Annotated in this window: 15 protein-coding genes; 3 read left to right on the top strand and 12 right to left on the bottom strand. The window is 67.7% G+C overall.

The features are described 5' to 3' along the window. Positions 1 to 16: 16 nt before the first annotated feature. The 12 genes from SI859A1_RS01740 to SI859A1_RS01795 form a co-directional block, all read right to left on the bottom strand. Positions 17 to 3,502, bottom strand: coding sequence for an efflux RND transporter permease subunit (locus SI859A1_RS01740; protein ID WP_009208159.1), 3,486 nt, complete (start codon positions 3,500 to 3,502; stop codon positions 17 to 19). Beyond that, on the bottom strand, positions 3,499 to 4,683 hold the full coding sequence (locus tag SI859A1_RS01745; protein WP_040324999.1) for an efflux RND transporter periplasmic adaptor subunit: 1,185 nt from the start codon (positions 4,681 to 4,683) through the stop codon (positions 3,499 to 3,501). The genes SI859A1_RS01740 and SI859A1_RS01745 overlap by 4 nt, the downstream gene beginning before the upstream one ends. 95 nt (positions 4,684 to 4,778) lie before the next feature. Continuing rightward, a complete protein-coding gene (locus tag SI859A1_RS01750; protein ID WP_420804758.1) occupies positions 4,779 to 5,420 on the bottom strand; it encodes a TetR/AcrR family transcriptional regulator in 642 nt (213 codons plus the stop codon). 155 nt (positions 5,421 to 5,575) lie between these two features. Next, positions 5,576 to 7,093, bottom strand: a complete 1,518-nt coding sequence (locus SI859A1_RS01755) for a tripartite tricarboxylate transporter permease (RefSeq protein WP_009208162.1) — start codon at positions 7,091 to 7,093, stop codon at positions 5,576 to 5,578. A gap of 6 nt (positions 7,094 to 7,099) precedes the next feature. Further along, positions 7,100 to 7,570, bottom strand: coding sequence for a tripartite tricarboxylate transporter TctB family protein (locus tag SI859A1_RS01760; RefSeq protein ID WP_040325001.1), 471 nt, complete (start codon positions 7,568 to 7,570; stop codon positions 7,100 to 7,102). 229 nt (positions 7,571 to 7,799) lie between these two features. Then, positions 7,800 to 8,780, bottom strand: coding sequence for a Bug family tripartite tricarboxylate transporter substrate binding protein (locus SI859A1_RS01765; RefSeq protein WP_040325003.1), 981 nt, complete (start codon positions 8,778 to 8,780; stop codon positions 7,800 to 7,802). A 184-nt stretch (positions 8,781 to 8,964) separates the two neighbouring features. After that, on the bottom strand, positions 8,965 to 11,817 hold the full coding sequence (gene gcvP / locus SI859A1_RS01770) for an aminomethyl-transferring glycine dehydrogenase (RefSeq protein ID WP_009208164.1): 2,853 nt from the start codon (positions 11,815 to 11,817) through the stop codon (positions 8,965 to 8,967). Positions 11,818 to 11,829: 12 nt separating this feature from the next. Next, the gene (gene gcvH, locus SI859A1_RS01775; protein WP_040325005.1) at positions 11,830 to 12,192 is read right to left on the bottom strand and encodes a glycine cleavage system protein GcvH; all 363 of its coding nucleotides are present in this window, start codon (positions 12,190 to 12,192) and stop codon (positions 11,830 to 11,832) included. Positions 12,193 to 12,209: 17 nt separating this feature from the next. Next, a complete protein-coding gene (gene gcvT / locus SI859A1_RS01780) occupies positions 12,210 to 13,352 on the bottom strand; it encodes a glycine cleavage system aminomethyltransferase GcvT (protein ID WP_009208165.1) in 1,143 nt (380 codons plus the stop codon). Positions 13,353 to 13,467: 115 nt separating this feature from the next. Continuing rightward, positions 13,468 to 14,793 carry a TRAP transporter large permease gene (locus tag SI859A1_RS01785; protein ID WP_009208166.1) on the bottom strand — a complete coding sequence of 442 codons (1,326 nt, stop codon included), beginning with the start codon at positions 14,791 to 14,793 and terminating at the stop codon, positions 13,468 to 13,470. Next, a complete protein-coding gene (locus tag SI859A1_RS01790; RefSeq protein ID WP_040325007.1) occupies positions 14,786 to 15,271 on the bottom strand; it encodes a TRAP transporter small permease in 486 nt (161 codons plus the stop codon). The genes SI859A1_RS01785 and SI859A1_RS01790 overlap by 8 nt, the downstream gene beginning before the upstream one ends. 67 nt (positions 15,272 to 15,338) lie before the next feature. Next, entirely contained in the window at positions 15,339 to 16,367 is a 1,029-nt protein-coding gene (locus SI859A1_RS01795) for a DctP family TRAP transporter solute-binding subunit (protein ID WP_040325009.1), read from the bottom strand. Between the two features lie 189 nt (positions 16,368 to 16,556). Here SI859A1_RS01795 and SI859A1_RS01800 point away from each other — a divergent pair, with 189 nt between their 5' ends. The 3 genes from SI859A1_RS01800 to SI859A1_RS01810 are packed head-to-tail and all read left to right on the top strand — an operon-like array spanning position 16,557 to position 20,271. Further along, positions 16,557 to 17,477 carry an IclR family transcriptional regulator gene (locus tag SI859A1_RS01800; RefSeq protein WP_148233704.1) on the top strand — a complete coding sequence of 307 codons (921 nt, stop codon included), beginning with the start codon at positions 16,557 to 16,559 and terminating at the stop codon, positions 17,475 to 17,477. After that, a complete protein-coding gene (locus tag SI859A1_RS01805; RefSeq protein ID WP_009208169.1) occupies positions 17,474 to 18,643 on the top strand; it encodes an acetyl-CoA acetyltransferase in 1,170 nt (389 codons plus the stop codon). The genes SI859A1_RS01800 and SI859A1_RS01805 overlap by 4 nt, the downstream gene beginning before the upstream one ends. Continuing rightward, the gene (locus SI859A1_RS01810) at positions 18,640 to 20,271 is read left to right on the top strand and encodes an acyl-CoA synthetase (protein ID WP_009208170.1); all 1,632 of its coding nucleotides are present in this window, start codon (positions 18,640 to 18,642) and stop codon (positions 20,269 to 20,271) included. The genes SI859A1_RS01805 and SI859A1_RS01810 overlap by 4 nt, the downstream gene beginning before the upstream one ends. Positions 20,272 to 20,284 lie beyond the last annotated feature (13 nt).

Here is a 20,284-nt window from a genome sequence, read left to right on the forward strand (position 1 = left end):
CCGGCCGCCGCCGGGACTATTCGGCGGCGGGCTGCATCTTGGGCGCCGGCAGTTCGTCCTTGGCGCGCTGGGGGAATTCCGTCACCCGGCGCCAGGACGGTACGTCGGGTTGATCCTCCGCCGCGTCCGTTTCGGCCGCATGCACGGGGGTGGCCGGATGCTCGCCAGTCGCGTCGCCGTCGTCGCTGGCGTTCGGCCGCACGAGCCAGCGGAACAGCCGGCCGACCATGTGGCTGAGATCGTCCATCAACGTATAGACCGACGGGATGAAGATCAGCGACAGGACGGTGGAGACCAGAAGGCCGCCGATCACCGCGATCGCCATGGGCGCGCGGAACTCGCCGCCTTCGCCCGTCGCCATGGCCGCCGGCACCATGCCGGCCGCCATGGCCAGCGTGGTCATGATGATCGGCCGGGCGCGCTTGCGGCCGGCGTCGATGATCGCCTCGGTCTGGGGCATGCCGTGCTTTTCCTGCTCGACGGCGAAATCCACCAGCATGATCGAGTTCTTGGTGACGATGCCCATCAGCATCAGGATGCCGATGACCACCGGCATGGAGATCGCCGTGTGGGTGATGAGCAGGGCGCCGACCACGCCGCCGACCGACAACGGCAGTGAGGCGAGGATGGTCAGCGGCAGGAAGACACTGCCGAACAGCAGGATCAGCACGACCAGCACCATCATGATGCCGGCGCTCATGGCCGAGGCGAAGCCGGCGAAGACCTCTCCCTGGATTTCGGCGTCGCCGACTTCCTGGATGCGCACGCCGGGCGGCAGATCCTTCACCGCGGGCAGCGACATGATCTTCTCGCTGCCCTGGCCGATCTCGAAACCCGGCGCCATCGAGGTGCCGACCTTCACCAGCCGCTCGCGGTCGTAGCGGTCGATGGTCGAGGGGCCTTGGCCGAAGCCGATATCGGCGACGCTGTCCAACGGCACGGAGGCGCCGGTGCCGGTCGTCACCCGCAGATTGCGGATGGTCGACAGGTCCTGGCGGGCGCTTTCGCGCAGTTCCACCCGGATCGGCACCTGCCGCGTGCCGACATTGAACTTGGCGAGATTTGCGCCGACGTCGCCGATGGTGGCGACGCGCACCGTCTCGGAGATGGCGTCGGGCGCGATCGCGAGATCGGCGGCCTTGTCGAGCCGCGGCACGATGCGGATTTCGGGCCGGGCGAAGGACGCCATGGCCGAAGGGTTGGCGAAAATCGGATCGCGCCGCATCTGAGCTTCGAGGTCGGCCGCGGCGGCGGACACCTTCGCGCCGTCGTCGCCGAGGATGCCGACGGAGAGTTCGCGCTCGCCGCGGTCGTTGACGTAATAGGAGCGGATGTCCGGGATCGCCGCCAGCCTGGCGTCGATGATCGGCTCGAGCTGGGCCTGGCTGCGGGTGCGCTCGAACTTGCGCGTCAGATTGATGGTCAGCGCGGCGCGCCGGACCTCCAGCGTGCCGGTCGGACTGGCGCCGCCGATCACCAGGACGCTGCGCACCTCCGGCAGTTCGCGGATCGAGGCGACGGCGTCGTCGGTGACGGCGCGGGTGGTTTCCAGCGTCGAGCCGGGCGGCAGTTCCAGCGACACGACGATGCGCGAGGCGTCTTCCTTGGGAATGAAGCCGGTCGGCAGATATTTCACCGCATCGATCGACAGGGCGAAGAGGCCGATGCCGACCGCCAGCGTGATCCAGCGCCAGCGCACGGTCAGGCGCAGGAAGCTGGTATAGGCCCGCATCAACAGGCCGTCGCTCTGCTCGGTCGGGTGCGGCATGCCCAGATAGGCGAGGAGGATCGCCAGCCCCACGGCGCCGGCCATGACGAAGAGCGACAGCTCCGTCGCCTGATCGAAGCTCAGTGCGGGTACCATGGCGGCATAGGGGCCGAGGGCTCCGGCCACCGGATTGTCCGGTCCGGCAGAGGGCAGGAAGGCGATGGCGAAGAGCACGCCGATGGCGAGGCCCGCCAGCGGTGCCAGCAGCATCAGCCGGCGGCGCAGCAGCCGCCCGAAGCTCGGCCCGCCCACCGCATGGGCGTGGAAGAAATAGGCCGCCAGCATCGGGGTGATCAGCCGGGCGACGAGCAGCGAGAAGAACACCGCCATGGCGACCGTCAGGCCGAACTGCTTGAAGTACTGGCCGGCAATGCCGCCCATGAAGCTCACCGGCGAAAACACGGCAATGATCGTCATGGTAATGGCGATGACGGCGAGGCCGATCTCGTCGGCCGCTTCCATGGCGGCGCGGTAGGGCTTCTTGCCCATGCCGATATGGCGCTCGATGTTCTCGATCTCGACGATGGCGTCGTCGACGAGAATGCCGGTGACCAGCGTGATGGCGAGAAGGCTGACCAGATTGAGCGAGAAGCCCATCAGGTCCATCGCCCAGAAGGTGGGAATGGCAGCGAGCGGCAGGGTAATCGCCGCGACGGCCGTGGCGCGCCAGTCGCGCAGGAACAGCAGCACCACGATGACCGCCAGGAGCGCGCCCTCGGCGAGGGTCTCCATGGCGGATTCGAAATTGCCGTAGGTGTAGGTGACGCTGTCGTCGATCTTGGAGAAGGTGACGTCCGGGTTGGCCGCGGCGAGCTTGGCCACGGCCTCGGCAGCGCGGTCGGCGACCGTCGTGTCGCTGGCGCCCTTGGAGCGGTAGATCGAGAAGGCGACGACCGGCCGGCCATCGAGCCGGGCGAAGGAGCGGGGCTTCTCCCAATTGTCGACGACCTCGCCGAGTTCGGCGAGGCGCACCTGCCGGCCGCCGCGCAGATAGATGCGCGTCTCGGCGAGCCCCTGTACCGTGTCGGCGGAGGAGAGGGTGCGGATCGCCTGTTCCTGGCCGCCGAATTCGCCGCGACCGCCCGACAGGTCGACATTGGTCGAGCGCAGCTGCCGGTTGACCTCGCCGGCGGTCACGCCGAGCGCGGCCAGCCGGTCGGGATCGAGCCGCACCTGGATCTCGCGCTCGACGCCGCCCATGCGCTCGACCCGGCCGACGCCGTTGAGCCCCTGCAAGGCGCGGATGACCACGTCGTCGACGAACCAGGACAATTGCTCCGGCGTCTTGCCGGGCGAGGCCGCCGCATAGGTGACGATCGACTGGTTCTCGACCTCGATGCGCTGGATGACCGGTTCGTCGATCGTCAGCGGCAGATCGGAGCGGATCTTGGCCACCGCGTCCTTGACGTCGTTGGTGGCGCGGTCCGTGTCGATCTCCAGCCGGAATTCGGCCGCCGTCACCGAGGAGCCGTCGGTGATGGTGGAGGTGACGTGCTTGACGCCGGAAATGCCGGCGATGGCATCCTCGACCTTCTTGGTGACCTGCGTCTCCAGCTCCGACGGTGCAGCACCGGATTCGGTGATCGTGACGGCGACGACCGGCACGTCGATATTGGGAAAGCGCGTGATCGGCAGGCTGATGAAGCTGGAGATGCCCAGCGCCACCAGCACGAAGAACAGGAGGATCGGCGGGACCGGGTTACGGATCGCCCAGGCGGAGAAGTTCCAGTTCATCCTTCGCCCTCCGCGCTCTTGAGGGCGACGGCCGTCACTGCGTCGCCGTCACGCACGAAGGTGCCGGCCAGCGCCACGACCTGGTCGCCGGCCTCGAGCCCTTCGAGGATCTCGGCGTCGCTGCCGGTGGTGATGCCGAGGGTGACCTCGCGGGTCTCGATGGTGCCGTCGCGCACCACCTGCACCACGGCCGTGTCGGCATCCGCAATGATCGCGGTGCGCGGAACGACGACGCCGGTGGAGCGGTCCGTCTCGACCACGCCGCGGGCAAAGCTGCCGGTGCGAAGCTCGGACGAGGCGGTCAGGGCGACGCGGATACGGCCGAGCCGTGTCGTCGCATCCACCATGGGCGAAACGAGGCGGATCTCGCCGGTGACCGGTTCGCCGCCGCCGGCCAGGGTGACCGACACCGCCTGCCCTTCGGCCAGGCGACGCAGCACGGTTTCGCCGACCTCGGCGTCCAGCTCGATCTGACCGTCGCGGGCGATCTCGAACAGGCCGCCGCTGCTGCCAGAGACGACGCTGCCGAGGCGGGCGGCTCGCGACAGGATCAGACCATCCGTGGGGGCCTTGATCTCGGCCTTTGCCTTGCGCAGTTCCAGTTCGCGCCGCTCGGCAAGGGTCAGCGCCCGGTCGGCTTCGGCGACGGCGACACCTTGGCGGGCGCTGGCGAGCGCGGCGTCGGCGGAGGCGGCGGCCGACACGCGCTGGTCGAGGACGTCCTGGCCAACGATGCCCTTCTTCGCCAGCGGCCTTGTGCGGGCAAGGGCGGACTGGGCTTCGGTCGCGATCGACTCGGCTTCGGCAATGCGGCTCTTCGCCTGGGCGATCGCGGCATCGGCGCGCGCGGTCTGGGACTGGCTGCGGGCGAGGCCGATCTCGATCATGTCGGTGTCGAGCCGGGCGAGGATTTCGCCTGCGGCCACCATGTCGCCCTCGTCCGCCAGCAGGGCCTTGATCCGCAAGCCTTCGACATCGCTGCCGACGACGACGGTCTCGCGCGGCCGCAACGTGCCCGTGACGGTGACGGTGGAGACGATCTCGCGACGCTTCGCCTCGACGACGGACACGCTGGGTGCCTGCAGCGCGGCGGTCGCGGCCGGCGCATCCTGCGCCATGGCGCCGACCGGCAAGGCCGCGACGGTGGCTGCCAGAAGAAGGGCGAGGGGACGCAGGGACATGGGAGGCCTCGATCTCTTGCGGGCCGGGCCCGCCTGATGGAACGTCCGTCGCCGACCATGTCGGGTCAGGTGATCGCCGCAGGGCGGCGCGGAATTCAAGCGGCGGCGGGTGGCCGGGGAGCCAGGAGGCCCTCCACGATGCGCCGCAGATACGGCTCGATGGTTTCGATGTCGAAGTCCTGTTCGATCTGCAGGCGCATCACCAGACCGTCGCCGACCGACAGGAGCACGGTGAGGACGACGCCCAGATCGATGTCGGCGGCGATCTCGCCGCGGCCATGGGCCTGCTGCAGGGCTTCGCGAAAGGCCCGGCGCACTTCCAGCTCGATCTCGTGGAAACGCTTGCCGATGGTGGTGTTGCGGATGCTTTCCGAGCAGATCTCGACCATCAGCCCGCCGGTATCGGGATCCAGCGTCTGGCGCAGATACTCCATCGCCACGGCGACGATGCGGTCGAAGATGCTGCCGGGGCCGCCGAGCAGGGCCATGCAATTGGCGGCGTTGCCCCGCTCTTCCTCGGCGATCGCCTCGATGATCGCGTCCTTGGACGGAAAATACCGGTAGAGCGCCCCGGGGCTCATCTTCGCCTCGGCGCAGATCTGTTGCATCGACGCGCCATGAAAGCCGGCCCTGGCGAAACAGGCCCGCGCGGCGGCCAGCACCTGAACGCGGCGCTGGTCCTGGGCCGTCATCGCAGGGCCGTCGGGCAGGGGCGTGGTCGCAGGCAAGGGCAGCATCCGGGTCTGAGAGCGAACGATCGTTCTCATAGCTTCTGCTGCACTGCACGTAAAGTCGTTTGCCGGCGATGAATCGTCTGAATTCATCGCCGGCGTTTGTTACGCAAGGCTTATGATGGAAGGATTTCGCGCCGCCGGCCTCGGCCGGGCGCGGATCAGTCGCGGCCCGCAGGTTCCGGTCGCGCCGATCCCTTTTTGCGTCGCATGAGCATCATCATGATCAGCGGCAGGAACCAGATGGCGATGGTGAACAGGCCGAGCCCGGCGGCGATCGGCCGCTCGAAGAAGGCCAGGAAGCTGCCATCGGCCTTGATCATCGAGGTGATGAAGTTCTGCTCCAGCATGGGCCCGAGCACGAGACCGAGGATCGCCGGGGCGATCGGGATGTCGTTCTCGTCCATCAGGAAGCCGAGAATGCCGAAGATCAGCATCAGGATGACGCCGAAGATCGAGTTGTTGATGGCGAAGGAACCGACGATGCAGAACATCAGGATAATCGGCATCAGGACCCGCTCGGGGATCGACAGAATGGTGCCGGCCGACTTGATCGCCACCCAGCCCAGCGGCAGCATGATGATGTTGGCGAGGAAGAAGACGATGAACACCGCGTAGATGAGCTGCGGGTCGTTGATGAACACCGTCGGCCCCGGATTGATGCCCTTGATGTAGAGCACGCCGATGACGATCGCGGTGATGGAATCGCCGGGAATGCCGAAGACCAGCGCCGGAATCCAGGCGCCGCTGACCGCGCCGTTGTTGGACGCGCCGGCCTCGACGAGGCCCTCGACATGGCCGGTCCCGAATTTCTGCGGCGTCTTGGAAAAGCGCTTGCTGACCGCATAGGAAATCCACGCGGCAATGTCGGCGCCAGCGCCGGGAAGCGCGCCGATCGCGGTGCCCAGCGCGCTGCCGCGAAACACCTGGACCGGGTAGCGCTTGAAGTTCTTCCACTGGCTGACGAAGATGCCGTCGCCGCCGGACCGGGCGATGGCCGGCCGGTCGACGCGCGCCACGACCGAGCGCAGCACTTCGGAGACGGCGAAGAGGCCGATCATCGCGGGAATGAACTGGACGCCGGCCAGAAGCTCGACATTGCCGAAGGTGTAGCGCGGCTCGCCGGCCGGATTGTCGATGCCGACGGTGGCGGCGAACAGGCCGATCAGCAGCGAGATGATGCCGCGGGTCACCGAGCCCGGCGACACGAAGATCGCGCAGGAGAGGCCGAGCACGACCAGCCAGAAATACTCGAAGGAGGAGAATTTCAGCGCCACTTCGGCCAGCGCCGGCGAAGCGGTGACGAGGACGATGGTGCCGAAGATGCCGCCGATCGAGGAGAACACCAGGGCCGCACCGAGGGCTTCCTCGGACCGGCCGGACCGCGTCATGCGGTAGGCATCCTCCACATAGGCGGCGCTGGCGGGCGTGCCGGGCATGCGCAGCATGGCGCCGGGAATGTCACCGGCGAAGATCGCCATGGCCGTGGCGGTGACGATCGCCGCGATGGCCGGCACCGGATCCATGAAGAAGGTGATCGGCACCAGCAGCGCCGTCGCCATGGTCGCGGTCAGGCCGGGAATGGCGCCGACGAACATGCCGAAGCAGGCGGACCCCAGGATGACCAGCAGGACGTAAGGCTGGAAGACGAGCCCGAAGGCTTCCACGATAACGGACATGATCGACTACCAGAGAAATCCGAGGGCGCTGCGCGGAAGCGGAACGAGCAGCAGGCGGCCGAAGGCCTGCTGAATGACGATGGTCGCCAGGAGCGACACGACGATCGCGGTCACCGGCCGGGTGCGCAGGGTGAGCATCAGGGTGAGGATCACCACGAAGGCGGTGGGCACGAAGCCGAGCGCCTTGGAAAACAGGATGTAGAAGAGGATGAGGCCCAGCGCGACCGACAGGCCGATCAGCGCCACCGGCGAGCGGGCCCATTCGGCCAGCGCCAAAGCGGGCTGGTCGGTCCCGGCGATCACCGCCTTGCCGATCATGAACAGGCCCAGGCCCATCGCGACGAGGGCGATGGTGGTGGGCATGGTCTCGGCCCCGTAGGCCTGCCCCGGAATGGGCGAGAACTGCAGCGCGGAGAGGTAGATTCCGCCGCCGCACAGAAGCGCGAGAACGCCAAGGGAAAGATCGTTCAGTTTCATGGACGCGGTGACATCCTCGCCTCGGGGCCGTTCGGGGGATCGGACGGCGCCTGGCGCCGGTTCGAAGAGCATCCCCTGCCGGAAGGGGCAGGGCAGAGGGGCAGCATGCGAAACGGCGCGGTGGTGACGGCCGCGGTGCGTGGCCGGCCCATGAGGCCGACGCGGCTGACGGTCGCGGGAGCCCGAAAAGGCAGCGGCGACGCCTGATGGCGCCGCCGCTGTCGTTCCGTCACTTGGCCAGACCGGCTTTCTTCATGACTTCGCCCAGGCTGGCGTCGTCGTCGGCGACGATCTTCGTCGCATCCTCGCCGGCGGCCCAGCGCATGCCGAAGCCGCGGTCATTCATGAAGGTCTGGTACTCGTCGCTGTTGTAGGCCTTCTCGATGGCCGCCGTCAGCTTGGACTTGACGTCGTCGGGCATGCCGTCGGGACCGACGACCGTGCGCCAGACCGCGAGGGTCCAGTCCGAGCCGGTGGCTTCCTTCAGGGTCGGCACGTCCGGGAAGGCTTCCTGGCGCTCGGCCGACATGGTGGCCAGCGGACGCACGCGCTCGGCGTCGATCATCGAGCGACCTTCGGCCAGCGACGACGGCACGATGTCCACGCCGCCGGCGACCATGTCGGTGATGCCCGGCGCCGCGCCCTGGCTCGGAACCCAGGTCACCTGATCCGGTGCGAGATCTTCCGACAGGAGCCAGCCGGCGAGGCCGAGATGCCAGATGCCGCCCTGGCCGGTTCCGGAGCCCTTGAAGGTACCCTTCGGCTCCGACTTGAGCGCCTCGAGCAGCTTCTCGAGCGAATCATATTCGGAATCGGCCGAGACCATGACGCCGCCCGGATCGGCGTTGACCAGAGCGAGGATGTCGAAGTCCTCGTAGGTCAGCTCGGTCAGGCCCTGCCAGTGCATCATGTCGATCTCGATCGTCATGATGCCCAGCGTGTAGCCATCGGGTTCCGCATTGGCGATGGCGCTGTGGCCGACGACGCCCGAACCGCCGGTGCGGTTCACGACATTGACCGGAACGCCCAGCTCTTCCTGCAGCAGCGAGGCGAAGATGCGGCCCACCGCATCGGTGCCGCCGCCGGCGCCCCAGGGCACGATCATCTGGATCGGCCGTTCCGGGTATTCCTGTGCGGTCGCTGCGCCGGCGCCGAGCAGTGTCGTGCCCATCAGTGCCGCGGCGAGGGTCATCAAGGTGCGTCTGTACATGGATCCTCCCAGATCAGTTGCGCGGCAGTACCGGATGGCTGCCCGCCAGAGGCAGGATGTCTGCCCCGTCTCCCCTTCTCGAAGCGCCGCCTTGCGGCGACGCCTCAACTCCGGCTGCGACTATCGGTGCCGCAACGCGCCGTGTCAATGTATACGTTAGGCCCTTGTGCCGGCCGCTCCCGCGCTATTCGGCAGCTTCCTGATAGGCTTCCATCGGCGGGCAGGAGCAGACGAGGTTGCGGTCGCCATAGACATTGTCGACCCGGTTGACCGGCGCCCAGTACTTGTCGACCCGGAAGGCTCCGGGCGGGAAGCAGGCCTGCTCGCGGCTGTAGGGACGGTCCCAGTCGCCGACCAGATCCTCCACCGTATGCGGGGCGTTCTTCAGCGGGTTGTTGTCGCGGTCGATCCGGCCCTCCTCGATGGCCCGCGCCTCCTCGCGGATCGCCAGCATGGCGTCGCAGAAGCGGTCGAGCTCGGCCTTGGGCTCGGATTCGGTCGGCTCGATCATCAGCGTGCCGGACACCGGCCAGCTCATGGTCGGGGCGTGGAAGCCGCAATCGACCAGCCGCTTGGCGACGTCGTCGACGGTGACTCCGGCGCTGTCCTGCAGGATGCGGGTGTCGATGATGCATTCGTGCGCGACCCGGCCGTTCTTCGCCTTGTAGAGCACCGGATAGGCGTCCTGCAGGCGGCGGGCGATGTAGTTGGCGTTGAGGATCGCCACCTTGGTCGCCTGGGTGAGGCCGGCACCGCCCATCATCAGGCAGTAGCTCCAGGAGATCGGCAGGATCGAGGGCGAGCCGAAGGGCGCCGCCGAGACCGGGCCGGCCTCGCCGCCGGTCTGCGGATGGCCCGGCAGATGCGGGGCCAGATGCGACTTGACCGCGATCGGCCCCATGCCCGGACCGCCGCCGCCATGGGGGATGCAGAAGGTCTTGTGCAGGTTGAGATGGCAGACATCGGCGCCGATGTCGCCGGGGCGGGCAAGGCCGACCAGGGCGTTCATGTTGGCGCCGTCGAGATAGACCTGGCCGCCATGGGCGTGGACGATGTCGCACAGCTCGGCGACGCTCGCCTCGAACACGCCGTGGGTCGAGGGATAGGTGATCATGCAGGCGGCGAGATTGTCCGCATGCTTCTCCGCCTTGGCGCGGAAATCCTCGACGTCGATGTCGCCGTTCTCGGCCGAGCGCACCGGCACGACCTTCATGCCGGCCATCTGCGCCGAGGCCGGATTGGTGCCATGGGCCGAGGTCGGGATCAGGCAGATGTCGCGGTGGGTGTCGCCGCGCCCATGGTGATAGGCGCGGATGGTCAGGAGCCCGGCATATTCGCCCTGGGCGCCCGAATTGGGCTGCATCGACACGGCGTCGAAGCCGGTGATGACGCAGAGCTTGGCCGACAGATCGTCGATCAGCGCCTTGTAGCCCAGTGCCTGGTCCTGCGGCACGAAGGGATGCAGCTCGGCAAATTCCGGCCAGGTGATGGGCAGCATCTCCGCCGTGGCGTTGAGCTTCATCGTGCAGGAGCCAAGCGGGATCATCGAGCGGTCCAGCGCCAGATCCCGGTCGGAGAGCCGGCGCATGTAGCGGGTCATCTCGCTTTCGGCCCGGTTCATGTGGAAGACCGGATGGGTCATGTAGTCGCTGGTGCGCAGCATGCCGTCCGGCAGCCGGTAGCCCATTTCGAAATCATCGGCTGCGAAATCGCCGCCGAAGGCCCGCCAGACCGCCTCCAGATTCCCCGGGCGGGTGCGCTCGTCGATGCTGATGCCGATGCGGTCGTCGCCGATCTTGCGCAGGTTCACGCCGCCGGCCACCGCTACGTCGAGGATCACCCGCTGCAGCCGGCCGACCTCGACGGTCATCGTGTCGAAGAAGGCATCCGGCTCGATGGTGTAGCCGAGCTTCTCCAGGCCGGTGGCGAGCAGTGCGGCGCGCTGATGCACGCGCTGCGCGATCGCCTTGATGCCGGTCGGGCCGTGGAAGACGCCATACATGGAGGCCATGACGGCCAGCAGCACCTGGGCGGTGCAGATGTTGGACGTCGCCTTCTCGCGGCGGATGTGCTGCTCGCGGGTCTGCAGGGCCAGCCGGTAGGCGCGGTTGCCGCGCGAATCCACCGACACGCCGACGATGCGGCCGGGCATGGCGCGCTTGTGGGCGTCCTTGACCGCCATGTAGGCGGCATGCGGGCCGCCATAGCCCATCGGTACGCCGAAGCGCTGCATGGAGCCGACGGCGATGTCGGCGCCCATGTCGCCCGGCGTCTTGAGGAGAGCCAGCGCCAGCGGATCGGCGGCGACAATGGCAAGCGCGTTCTCGGCATGGAGCGCAGAGAAGGTCGCGGTGAAGTCGTGGACGTGGCCGTAGGTGCCGGGATACTGGACGATGGCGCCGAAGACGTCCGAGGCGACCAGATCGGTCATCGGGTCGCCGACCACCACCGACAGGCCGAGCGGCTCGGCCCGGGTGCGGATGACGCCGATGGTCTGCGGATGGCAGTCCGCATCGACGAAGAAGACGTCGCGCTTCGACTTGGAGACGCGATGGGCCATGGCCATCGCCTCGGCCGCCGCCGTCGCCTCGTCGAGCAGCGAGCTGCTGGCGATGTCGAGGCCAGTGAGGTCGCAGATCATCGTCTGGAAGTTCAACAGCGCCTCGAGCCGGCCCTGGCTGATCTCCGGCTGGTAGGGCGTGTAGGCTGTGTACCAGGCCGGGTTCTCCAGAATGTTGCGCTGGATGACCGGCGGCGTGATCGTGCCGTAATAGCCCTGCCCGATCAGCGAGACGAGCTTGACGTTCAGGTCGGCCGTCTCGCGCAGCGCGTCGAGGGCCTGGCGCTCGGTCATCGGCGTGCCCCAGTCCAGGGGCTCGGCCTGCCGGATCGAGGCAGGCACGGTCTGGTCGATCAGCGCATCGAGGCTGTCGACGCCAAGCAGAGCGAGCATGTCGTCCATCTCGGCGGGAGACGGACCGATATGGCGCCGATTGGCGAAATCATACGGATCGTAGTCGGTGAATTCGGTGCCCATGCTGTTCAGTCCTTACCCGACCATCGCCTTGTAGGCGGCCTCGTCCATCAGCGCGTCGGCGGAGGACGGATCGGACAGCTTCATCTTGAAGAACCAGCCGGCCTTCTGCGGGTCATTGTTGACGATGGAGGGGTCGTCGGCGATCGCCTGGTTGACCTCGGTGATCTCGCCGTCGAGCGGCGCGTAGATCTCGGACGCGGCCTTGACCGATTCCACCACGGCGGCGTCGTCACCCTTGGCGAAGCTGGTGCCGACCGCCGGCAGTTCGACGAAGACGAGGTCGCCGAGCTGGGTGGTAGCGTGTTCGGTGATGCCGACCGTCGCGGTGTCGCCGTCGATCTGCAGCCACTCGTGTTCCTCGGTGAACTTCAACATGTAAACGTCCTCTCGCTTCAGCGGCGCTTGTAGCCGGGTGTGACGAAGGGCAGGGGGGTGACGGTCACGGCCAGCCGCTTGCCACGGACTTCCGCGAAAAGCCGGGTGCCCGATCCGGCCAGTTCGGCCGGAACGTAACCCATGGCGACCGGCGCCTCCAGTGTCGGACCGAAACCACCGGAGGTGACTGTGCCGACCGGCGCGCCGCCCTCGGCCTCGGCGAACAGGCTGGTGCCGCCGCGCACGGGGGCCCGGCCTTCCGGCAACAGGCCGACGCGGCGCCGGGTCGCACCCTCGGCGAGCTGCTTCAGAATAATGTCGGCGCCGGGAAAGCCGCCCTCGCGGTCGCCGCCGGCCTTGCGGACCTTCTGCATCGACCATTCCAGAGCGCCCTCGACCGGGGTCGTCGTGGTGTCGACGTCATTGCCATAGAGGCAGAGACCGGCTTCCAGCCGCAGCGAGTCGCGGGCGCCGAGGCCGATCGGCTCCACCGTCTCCAGGGCCAGCAGGGCTTTCGCCAGCTTCTCGGCAGCGTCGGCGGGAATCGAGATCTCGTAGCCGTCCTCGCCGGTATAGCCGGAGCGCGAGACGATGCAGGCGGCGCCGACGAGGTCGAGGGCCCGCAAATCCATGAAGCGCATCTCGGCGACGGCCGGGTTCAGCGTGGCAAGCGCCGCCTCGGCGGCCGGTCCCTGGAGGGCCAGAAGCGCGCGGTCGGTCAGGGGCTCGACCTCGCACGTGTCTTCGAGCCCGGCGCGCAGATGGGCGATGTCCTGATCCTTGCAGGCGGCGTTGACCACCAGGAAGAGGTGGTCGCCGCGATTGGCGATCATCAGATCGTCGAGAATGCCGCCGTCCGCGTTGGTGAAGACCGCATAGCGCTGGCGGCCTTCCTTCAGCCCGGCGACATCGACGGGTACCAGCGTTTCCAATGCCAGCGCGGCGTCGGCGAGATCGCCGGATTTCGGCCGGATCGCGACCTGGCCCATATGCGAGACGTCGAACAGGCCGGCGGCGGCGCGGGTGTGGAGATGCTCCTTCATGACGCCGGCGGAATATTGCACGGGCATGGAATAGCCGGCGAAGGGCACCATCCGGGCGCCGAGCGCCACATGCAGGGCGTCGAGCGGCGTCGTGTGCAGGGCGTTGGTCTCGGCCAAGGGTAAGCTCCTCTTCAGGGGCGCCGGCTGTGAGGCGGGCGCCGTCGCGCGCGACGATAGCGATCTTCGCTGCGCGCGTCATCGGCAGCCGCACCGTTCCGGCGTCGCTTAGCGCTCAGCCCATGAAGGCGGTGAGAATCCGGGACAGCCCGGGGAAGGCGGCGACGAGGGCGAGGCCGACGAGGCTGGTCAACAGGAAGGGGATTGCGCCGACGGCGATCTTTTCCAGCGACAGGCGGGTGATGTTGGCGGCGACGAAGAGATTGATGCCGACGGGCGGCGTGAACAGGCCGATCGCCAGATTGACCATCAGGAGGACACCGAACCACACCGGGTCCCAGCCGAGCTCGCGGACCACCGGCAGGAAGATCGGCAGGGTGATGAACATGATGGTGATGGCATCCATGAACATGCCGGCGACCAGCACCACCGCCATGATGACGAAGAGGATCACCCACTGGTTGTCGCTGAGGCCCAGCAGCACCGAGGAATATTTGCCGACGAGGTCGTCGACGGTGACCACCCAGCCGAACAGGCTGGCGAAGGCGACGACCAGCATGACCACGGCCGAGGAGGAACTGGCCTCGACGAGCGCCGCGTAGAGGCTGCGCCAGGTCAGGGTGCGATAGACGAACAGGCCGACGAGCAGCGCATAGACCGTGGCCACGATCGCCGCCTCGGTCGGGGTGAAGATGCCGGCATAGATGCCGCCGAGAATGACAACCGGCGTCAGCAGGCCCCAGAAGGCGTCGACGAAGGAGCGTGCCACCCGCTCGCCATAGGGACGGTCGGCATAGGGCGGCGGGACCAGCGAGGCGAGGCCGGCGCCGGACCGGGCGGCGGTGCGGGCGCGGTCGGCGAAGGGCAGGGTCAGCAGCATCAGCGCGCCCATGACCATGCCCGGGACGATCGCCGCGATGAAGAGCTCGGCGATCGAGGTTTCGGCGATGACCCCGTAGATGACGAGGCCGATCGAGGGGGGAATGACGATCGACAAGGCAGCGCCGGTGCACACCAGAGCCGCCGCGAAGGGCCGCGGATAGCCGTCCTCAGCCATGCCCTTGATGATCAGCGGGCCGATGGCGGCGACCGAGGCGGGGCCGGAGCCGCTGACGGCGCCCCAGAACAGGCAGACCACCGTGCCGACGATGCCCATGCCGCCCGGCAGCGAGCCGACCAGCACGCGGAAGAAGCGGATCATCCGCTCGGCGATGCCGACCGTGCCCATCAAAGTGCCGGCAAGGATGAAGAAGGGAATCGCCAGCAGCGAGAATTTCGAGATGCCGCTGGCCAGGAGATCGCCGACGAGATCGAGGCCGAAGCCGATCGCCCACATGGCGTAGAGCGAGGACAGGCCGAGCGCAAAGGCGACCGGCACGCGCAGGAACAACAGGACGAAGAACAGGAGCACCATCTGGGTGCCCGGATCGAGATCAGGCATGCCGCTCGTCCCCGGCGCGCAGGGCGCGGTCGAAGCCCAGCGTGTGCTGGACGAGGCGCAGGGCGATCAGCAGGAAACCCAGCGGCAGGCCGAGCGTGTAGTACCAGGCCGGGACCTGCAGGCCGGGCGAGGTGACGCCGCTGGCATATTGATGCGCGAGGAGGCCGTAGCAGTACCAGGCCGACAGGCAGAGCAGGGCGACCGAGAGGCCGGTGGAAAGCCACAGGCCGACGCGGCGACCGGCGGGCGGCAACAGGTCGGCGAAGAGGGTGACGGCCAGATGTTCGCCGCGGCGGGCGGCGATGGCCGCCCCGAAGATGGTCAGCAGAAGAAATCCGTTGAGGAGAATCTCCTGGGTGGCGGCGAAGGAATAGCTGGTCAGATAGCGCACGACCACGTTGAGGAAGCCGATCCCGGTCATCACCAGGAAGATCACCGCGCAGACGATCTTCTCCGCATCCTCCAGAACTGCGCGCATCGACATATCCAGCTGGCCGGCAGGGTGGGACGGGCGGCGTGCCGAACAACGCCGCCCCTTCAGGCGATCAGTTCGCGGGCTTGGCGGCGTCGTCGCCGGAGTTCGCGACGGTGTCCTCGAACAGCGCCACCAGCTCCGGGCCGACCTTGGCCGCCCAGGTGTCGTAGGCCGACTTGGTCGCCTGGCGGAAGGCGTCGATCTCCTCAGCGTTCGCCTCGTAGACCTCCATGCCCTTTTCCTTCAGGAACTCGATACCCGAGGCGGTGTCCTCGCGGGTGATCTTCTTCTGGTAGTCCATCGCCTCCTCGGCGGCGGCGCGGACCATCTCCTGGCGCTCGGCGTCCCAGCTGTCCCAGAGCTTCTGGCTGACGCCGACGAAGATTGGATCGTAGGAATAGTGCCAGGGGGTGATATACTTCTGCACCTCGTAGACGCGCTGCGGGATGATCACCGCGCCGATCGGGTTCTCCTGCCCGTCGACGACGCCCTGCTGCAGGGCCGAGAAGGTCTCGGTCCACTGCATCTGCTGCGGGTTGGCGCCCAGCGCGTTCATCACGTCGATATACATCGGGCCGGCGACGCGCATCTTCAGGCCCTTGAGGTCGTCCGGCGTCTTGATCGGATGGACGTTGTTGGTCACCTCGCGGAAGCCGTTCTCGCCCCAGGCGAGGACCACGATGCCGTGGCCGGCCATGATCTCTTCCATGCGGTCGCCGGGGGCGCCCGCCGTGGTGGCGTCGACGTCGTCATAGTCGGTGTAGAGATAGGGCAGCGAGAACACCGCCATCTCGGGCACCAGCGGGGTGACGTTGATCGCCGAGGTGACGACGAAGTCGAGGGCGCCGCGGCCGACCATCTCGGCCTGCTTCATCTGGTCGCCACCGGTCAGCTGGGCGTTCGGAAAGATGCGGATGTCGAGGTCGCCGCCGCTCTTTTCCTTGAGCAGCTCGTTGAACTTCTCGGCGCCCTTCTGCCAGGTCGTGGTGTCGTTGGTGTTGTGCGACAGGCGCAGCGTCTCGGCAAAGGCCGGCGTGAGCTGCAGGGCGGCAAGGGTGGTGGCGATGGCCGTTGCGGCCACGAGTCTGGCGAATTTCAAGGTCGGTCCTCCCCGATCGAATGAAGTCAAAGGCCGGCTCAACCTCCCGAGCATCCACATGGTGGACCATCGACCTTGTAAGCGGGGCAAACATTGCCAGCATGCCGGACGGCTTGCAACCGGATATCCTTTGCTCGACAATGTGCCGTATGAATTGGCATCCATAATGTGGACATCGGGGAGGCGCGATTGGGTGGAGACCAACCCGTCGCACGCGAGATCGGCGGAGCCCAGAGCGTCGACCGGGCGCTGGCGCTCCTGTCGCTGATCAGCCGGCACGCCGGCGGCGTGTCGCTCTCCACCGTGGTCGAGGAAAGCGGTCTCAACCGCGCCACGGGGCGGCGGCTTCTGCTGGCTTTGATGCGCTCGCGGCTGGTCGAGCAGGAGCCGGTCAGCCGGCGCTACCATCTCGGCGAAGAGGCGTTCGTCCTCGGCGTTCTGGCCTCGCGCCGCTACGGCCTGCTCGATGTCGCGATGGAAAGCCTCATCGCCCTGTCGGCCCGCAGCGGCGACACGAGTTTCCTGTCGGTGCGGCGCGACGCCTTCGCGGTCTGCCTGCACCGCGAGGAGGGTGCCTATCCGATCCGCACCCATGCGCTGGAGGTCGGCGACCGCCATCCGCTCGGCGTCGGCGGCGGATCGCTGGCGATCCTGGCGACGCTGCCGGACGCGGAGATCGAACGGGTGCTGGCCGCCAATCGCGAGATCATGGCGGCGGGCTATCCGCTCTATTCGCCCGAGATCGTCCGCGAGCATGTGGCGCTGACCCGCGCGCGCGGTTTCGCGGTCAATCCGGGTCTGGTGCTGCCGAACTCCTGGGCCATCGCGAAGGTGGTGCATTACCCCGACGGCCGCGTCGCCGGCGCCCTCAGCCTCTCGGCGATTGACAGCCGCATGGGCGAGACCCGGCAAGACGAGCTGGCGTCCCTCATCGGCCACGAGGTCAAGGCGGTGGAGGCCCGGCTGCAGCAGATGTTTGCACCCGACGGCCCGCGCCAGGACAACACCAGAACGCAGACGACGCCACCGGCGGACAAGCGCGCCGCACCAACCGGCCCCGCAAGCGGGCAACCTGCGGCACGGTTCGAACTCGAAAGGATCAGGCAATGAGCAAGGCACAGATGGTCGGCTGGTCGCACAGCCATTTCGGCAAGTCCGAGGCGCCGACGACCCAGGCGCTGATGGGCGAGGTCGTCGCCCCGGCGCTGGAGCATGCCGGCATCGGCGCCGAGAGCGTCGACGGCGTCTTCGTCGGCGTCATGAACAACGGCTTTTCCAAGCAGGACTTCCAGGGCGCCCTCGTCGGCATGGCCCATGAGGGGCTCGGCATGGTGCCGGCGGTGCGGATGGAGAACGCCTGCGCCACCGGTTCGGCGGCGCTCTACAGCGCCATCGACTTCATCGAATCCGGCCGCGGGCGGATCGCGCTGGTGGTCGGCGCCGAGAAGATGACGGCGATCCCGACAGTGCAGACCGGCGACATCCTGCTGGGCGCGAGCTACCGGGAGGAGGAGGCCGAGGTCGAAGGGGGCTTTGCCGGCCTGTTCGGGCGGATCGCACAGCAATATTTCCAGAAATACGGCGACCGCTCCGAGGAGCTGGCGATGATCGCGGCCAAGAACCACAAGAACGGCATGGCCAATCCCTACGCCCACATGCGCAAGGATTTCGGCTTCGAGTTCTGCAACACGATCTCCGACAAGAACCCCTATGTCGCAGCGCCGCTGCGGCGCACCGACTGCTCGCTGATCTCCGACGGCGCGGCGGCGATCGTTCTGGCCGACGAGGAGACGGCGGCCGGCCTCGAGCGGGCGATCGCCTTCCGCTCGCGCCGTCACATGAACGACGTCTTGGCGCTGAGCCGCCGCGACGTGACCGAGTTCGCCGGGGCGCGACGTGCCTGGTCCCAGGCACTGGAGGATGGCGGCGTGTCGCTGGACGATCTCGACTTCGTCGAGACCCATGACTGCTTCACCATCGCCGAGATGATCGAATACGAGGCCATGGGCCTTGCCGAGCCGGGCCAGGGCTACCGGGTGATCCGCGACGGGGTATCGGCCAAGGACGGCCGGCTGCCGGTGAACCCGTCCGGCGGTCTGAAATCGAAGGGCCATCCGATCGGCGCCACCGGCGTCTCGATGCATGTGATGGCAGCGATGCAGCTGATGGGCGAGGCCGGCGACATGCAGGTGCCGGAGGCCAAGTTGGCCGGCGTCTTCAACATGGGCGGTGCCGCGGTCGCCAATTACGTTTCCATCCTGGAGCGCGCCAAGTGACGACAGGCGCCCTGACGGGCGACCCGAAGGGCGGCGTCGCGCCGCAATCGACCCGGGTCGCCAATCTCGCGCATTTCCTGACGCGGGCCGCCCGCCGCCTCGGCGGCGAGGTCGGCCTCGTCTGGGGCGAGGCGGAATGGAGCTGGGCGGAGATCGACGCGCGGGCCTCGGCCATGGCGGCGGCGCTGCGCGATCGCTACGGCGTGTCGAAGGGCGACCGGATCCTGGTGCAGTCGCAGAACTGCAACCAGATGTTCGAATCCATGTTCGCCTGCTTCCGCCTCGGCGCGGTCTGGGTGCCGACGAATTTCCGCCAGACGCCCGACGAGGTCGCCTATCTCGCCAGGGCCAGCGGCGCGACGGGGATGATCTGCAACGCCACCTTTCCCGATCATGCCGCAGCCTGCCGGGCGGCTTGTCCCGATCTCGGCTTCGTCGTGGCGATCGGTGCGGCCGCATTCGGCGAGGATTACGACGCGCTGGTTGCCGCCCATCGCGGGGTCGCGGTGGCGAATGCGACGGTCGATCGCGACGATCCCTGCTGGTTCTTCTTCACCTCGGGCACCACGGGCCGCCCGAAGGCGGCGGTGCTGACCCACGGCCAGATGTCCTTCGTGGCGACCAACCATCTCTGCGACCTGATGCCCGGCACCGGGCCGCGCGACGCCTCGCTGGTGGTCGCGCCGCTGTCGCATGGCGCGGGCGTCCATCAGCTGACGCAGGTCGCTGCGGGGGCGAAGACGATCCTGATGCCGACCGAGCGCTTCGACATCGCCGCCGCCTGGCGCCTCGTCGAGGAATGGCGCGTGACGAACATGTTCACCGTGCCGACCATCCTGAAGATGCTGGTCGAGCATCCCGCGGCCGCCGAATACGACCATTCCTCGCTGCGCCACGTGATCTATGCCGGCGCGCCCATGTACCGCGCCGACCAGAAGCGGGCGCTGGAGACGCTCGGCCCGGTGATCGTGCAGTATTTCGGACTGGGCGAGGTGACCGGCAACATCACCGTCCTGCCGGCCCATGAGCATTCGGCCGACGACGCGGCGGCGCGCATCGGCAGCTGCGGCTACGAGCGCACCGGCATGGCGATCTCCATCCAGGACGAAGCAGGTGCCGAACTCGGACCGAACGAGACCGGCGAGATCTGCGTCACCGGCCCCGCGGTCTTTGCGGGCTATTACGACAATCCGGACGCCAATGCGAAGGCGTTTCGCAATGGCTGGTTCCGCACCGGCGATCTCGGCCACCTCGATGCCGAAGGCTATCTGTCGATCACCGGCCGCGCCTCGGACATGTATATTTCCGGCGGCTCCAACGTCTATCCGCGCGAGATCGAGGAGAAGATCCTCACCCATCCGAAGATCAGCGAGGTCGCGGTCCTCGGCGTGCCCGATCCGGTCTGGGGCGAAGTCGGCATTGCGGTCTGCGTGACTGTCGCCGGCGAAAACGTCGGCGAGGCCGAGCTCGGGGCATTCCTCGACGGCAAGATGTCGCGCTACAAGCTGCCCAGGCGCTTCGTCTTCGTCGACGAGATGCCGAAATCGGCCTATGGCAAGATCACCAAGAAGCTGGTGCGCCAGGCGCTGGAAGAGCGCGGGCTTCTGGACGGCGAGCGCGCGGCGTGAGCATCGGGCCAGT

It is taken from the genome of Aurantimonas manganoxydans SI85-9A1 (assembly GCF_000153465.1).
Classification (GTDB): domain Bacteria; phylum Pseudomonadota; class Alphaproteobacteria; order Rhizobiales; family Rhizobiaceae; genus Aurantimonas; species Aurantimonas manganoxydans.

What these genes read in the sequence shown, in the direction of transcription:
- SI859A1_RS01740 (WP_009208159.1), bottom strand. Translation starts at nt 3,502, where the DNA reads ATGAACTGGAACTTCTCCGCCTGGGCGATCCGTAACCCGGTCCCGCCG.
- SI859A1_RS01745 (WP_040324999.1), bottom strand. Translation starts at nt 4,683, where the DNA reads ATGTCCCTGCGTCCCCTCGCCCTTCTTCTGGCAGCCACCGTCGCGGCC.
- SI859A1_RS01750 (WP_420804758.1), bottom strand. Translation starts at nt 5,420, where the DNA reads ATGCTGCCCTTGCCTGCGACCACGCCCCTGCCCGACGGCCCTGCGATG.
- SI859A1_RS01755 (WP_009208162.1), bottom strand. Translation starts at nt 7,093, where the DNA reads ATGTCCGTTATCGTGGAAGCCTTCGGGCTCGTCTTCCAGCCTTACGTC.
- SI859A1_RS01760 (WP_040325001.1), bottom strand. Translation starts at nt 7,570, where the DNA reads ATGAAACTGAACGATCTTTCCCTTGGCGTTCTCGCGCTTCTGTGCGGC.
- SI859A1_RS01765 (WP_040325003.1), bottom strand. Translation starts at nt 8,780, where the DNA reads ATGTACAGACGCACCTTGATGACCCTCGCCGCGGCACTGATGGGCACG.
- gcvP (WP_009208164.1), bottom strand. Translation starts at nt 11,817, where the DNA reads ATGGGCACCGAATTCACCGACTACGATCCGTATGATTTCGCCAATCGG.
- gcvH (WP_040325005.1), bottom strand. Translation starts at nt 12,192, where the DNA reads ATGTTGAAGTTCACCGAGGAACACGAGTGGCTGCAGATCGACGGCGAC.
- SI859A1_RS01785 (WP_009208166.1), bottom strand. Translation starts at nt 14,793, where the DNA reads ATGCCTGATCTCGATCCGGGCACCCAGATGGTGCTCCTGTTCTTCGTC.
- SI859A1_RS01790 (WP_040325007.1), bottom strand. Translation starts at nt 15,271, where the DNA reads ATGCGCGCAGTTCTGGAGGATGCGGAGAAGATCGTCTGCGCGGTGATC.
- SI859A1_RS01805 (WP_009208169.1), top strand. Translation starts at nt 17,474, where the DNA reads ATGAGCAAGGCACAGATGGTCGGCTGGTCGCACAGCCATTTCGGCAAG.